This is a genomic window from Morganella morganii H1r (assembly GCF_000633515.1).
Classification (GTDB): domain Bacteria; phylum Pseudomonadota; class Gammaproteobacteria; order Enterobacterales; family Enterobacteriaceae; genus Morganella; species Morganella morganii_B.
In genome coordinates, this window is sequence record NZ_AYMP01000102.1 from 1 (window position 1) to 2,705 (window position 2,705).

At 48.2% G+C, this 2,705-nt stretch carries 4 protein-coding genes and 1 pseudogene; all 5 read right to left on the minus strand.

The annotated features are described in order from the left end of the window. A pseudogene (locus tag U868_RS0123120) lies at positions 1 to 956 on the minus strand (phage tail protein); the annotation flags it as partial. Further along, on the minus strand, positions 943 to 1,335 hold the full coding sequence (locus U868_RS0123125; RefSeq protein ID WP_025155347.1) for an NlpC/P60 family protein: 393 nt from the start codon (positions 1,333 to 1,335) through the stop codon (positions 943 to 945). The pseudogene U868_RS0123120 and the gene U868_RS0123125, both read right to left, overlap by 14 nt. Next, positions 1,332 to 1,802 (minus strand): DUF1833 family protein, encoded by a 471-nt coding sequence (locus tag U868_RS0123130; protein WP_025155348.1) that lies wholly within the window; start codon positions 1,800 to 1,802, stop codon positions 1,332 to 1,334. The genes U868_RS0123125 and U868_RS0123130 overlap by 4 nt, the downstream gene beginning before the upstream one ends. Further along, complete coding sequence (locus U868_RS0123135; RefSeq protein WP_430623545.1) at positions 1,802 to 2,278, minus strand: hypothetical protein; 477 nt, start codon at positions 2,276 to 2,278, stop codon at positions 1,802 to 1,804. Before U868_RS0123135 ends, U868_RS0123130 begins: the two co-directional genes overlap by 1 nt. A gap of 89 nt (positions 2,279 to 2,367) precedes the next feature. Next, positions 2,368 to 2,673: a hypothetical protein gene (locus U868_RS0123140; RefSeq protein ID WP_025155350.1), complete on the minus strand. Its 306-nt coding sequence runs from the start codon at positions 2,671 to 2,673 to the stop codon at positions 2,368 to 2,370. Between the last annotated feature and the right edge of the window lie 32 nt (positions 2,674 to 2,705).

The window sequence follows — 2,705 nt, forward strand, 5'->3', positions numbered from 1 at the left end:
GCTAATTCATTGCCTGCAAGATCGGTGAAGAAAAATTCATAATACTTTTTCGGAAGTATGAGCGACCCGTCATCACTTTTTTTCACTTCAGACAAATAGGCATAAACTTTGATATCTTTTGTGATCGGCGTTGTTGGCGTGTTATACGACACACTGACAATAATCGACACTGATCGCGGCTTTATGATGTCATAGAAATAGTCGAACTCATCCTGTCTGGCGATTTTAATCATTGCCTCTCCGCCCTTTATCTCGCCTGATATGACCTCATTCGCCGTTGCCTGATACTGCGGAATCTCGTCACTTTCATTCGGGCCCGGCACTTCCTGACCGTCAACATCATGAAACTCGAATCCTTCAAATATCTCAGGGATATTCTCACCCGGCTGAAATATCTGATAACTCGCACCGTCCAGCGCGGTTAATTCTGATTCCGAGTATTTTACGTTTTCGATATCAAACTTACCGATACCGAAGTTCATCCACTCTGTGACTTTTTTCTTGTTATCTATGTACTCAAACAGCGATTGCTGAATCAGATCCGGATATGCCCTCACCTGACCGTGAATTTCCGGACGGGCCTGATAGGTTCGCGCAACGTTTGTTTGTCCTGTGAGCCGGTTATTCGGGCTGTCTTTTACGTTTGCATCCGCAGATGTGAATGACGGCGTTTTCGGAGCCAGAAAGGAGAATACCTTCGTCACCAGTTTAAATACCGGGCTCAGCAAATCTCCGATGGCACCACCTTTCGGCTGATCAAACACCTGAATGTGATGCAATTCAGAGACAACAAAATCAAGGCTGTCGCTATCAGTCAGCTGCACACCATTGACCATGATCACAACATCACTGCTGATATTCTGTTCTTTCAGCCAGTCAAAAAAAAGAGAGCCGGATTTTACTTCGACTCTCTCTTTCGGTGTTCCCGGCAGGCGTTGAATTTCAATTACCGGCATAAGTCATAAACTCCACTTTGCTGTATATCCGCTGAATGGTCAGTAATCTGTCCAGGCGGACATGTCCGTTATCTCCCCGGCTGTGCAAAACCATCCCGCCGAGCACAACGCCGACATGAACCGGTACCGACCCGTTATAGGCCACAAATATCCCGCCACTTACCGGATGTTCTTCCGGCTTCCAGAAATTCACCTCATTTTGATAACAGGTCATAAAATCACTGTCAGATTCATAACCGCTGTCGTGATGAATTTCAGTGCCGACAACGGACCGGTAATAGAGCGTCACCAGCCCCCAACAGTCACACGCAGTAAATGAACAAGCCCGGTTAACCCACGGAACCCCGATCATTCTGTCTGTAAATTCGTCTGTCGTCATACGGCCTCCAGCCCCGGCCACTCCTGCGGCTCATAAATGCGGCCGATATTTTTATTCAGCGGATTGGTCATCGAAAGTGTCATTGATACCGCTTCCGCATCCAGTGAGATATCTTTCGCAAACAGGTTCCAGCGCACGATTGCGGTCCCTTTATCGGCTTCATCAAACAGCCGGTACGTCACCTCGACCGGCACCATCCGTGAATATGACCGCCACGCTTTCAGCTTCTGCTTAAACTCATAAGCCACGCGACTGAATTTCACACTGGCGTCAATGATCGGTGTTTTGCTCTGTTGGCTTTCAGACATCTCAAAGTTGCACGGCAGGTATTCAATCCCGCCGAGCATCTTCGGGTAAATCTGGTAAGTGATCAGATAAATATCACCGAATGCCGGGTGTGATAACTGGAGGGTTTCGTAGAGGATGCGGTTTGGTCGTTGTGCTCGGAACTCACGCAATGTAGGCATTATCCCTCCTCACGCCGTGGCAGCGTTTCAGTAACAATGACATCCAGCCAACTCCCGAACGGCGGCGGGAATTCAATAATCACATCACCAAACTCGTCATCATCATTATGCAGGTTTTTACAGATAACCTGACCAGTCCATGTTACCGATGCGCCGTTGACGCTGGTCTGTACCGGATAGGATGTGAAATGTAACTCCTGCTCCTGTAGCCCGCTGCCGCCGATATCGATTTTCATCCGGAACCAGCGGGTGCAGTTATCCAGATAATCGGGATGTCGCAGCCACTGAGCAAACGCCCGCTCCTGCGCCAGTGTGAATATCCAGGTGACGTTCCATGTGGTTTTCAGGTCATCGGTCAGTTTCTGGAATATCGGCGCGCCGACCTGCGGCTGATCTGTCATGTAACCGGTGTCGATGGTCATGTTTTTGTCTGACTTCTGTGCCAGAGGAAGCCAGTCAGGATAGTCGATAATCATCAATTTTTGCCTTATAGCTGATCATTTGTCAGGTATGAACTTACTGACGTTCGTATATTCTGGTTATCCCTTAAACAAAGTGAGGATAATTAATGAACATTAATGTCAGCGTTAAACTCTCCTGCCCTGACTGCGGAAATGAGTCTTTCGAAATCGATTCCGAAGCGCGGGGCAGAGGGGATTACGAGGGAGCCATCTGTTCCGGTTGTGGCCACACCATGACGGCAGATGATATCGCCGCTTGCCAGGTTAAATCTGTCAAGGATGCGGCTGATGACCTCATCCGGAACAGCCTCAAGCGAACCATAGGCAGACGATAACGCATTGCTTAAATCGCTAATCTGACTTTGTATCTCAGTGGTGTTGATGTTTAACACCATTTTTGTTGTTACCATGATATTTCCCCATTAAAAAACCCGCCGGAGCG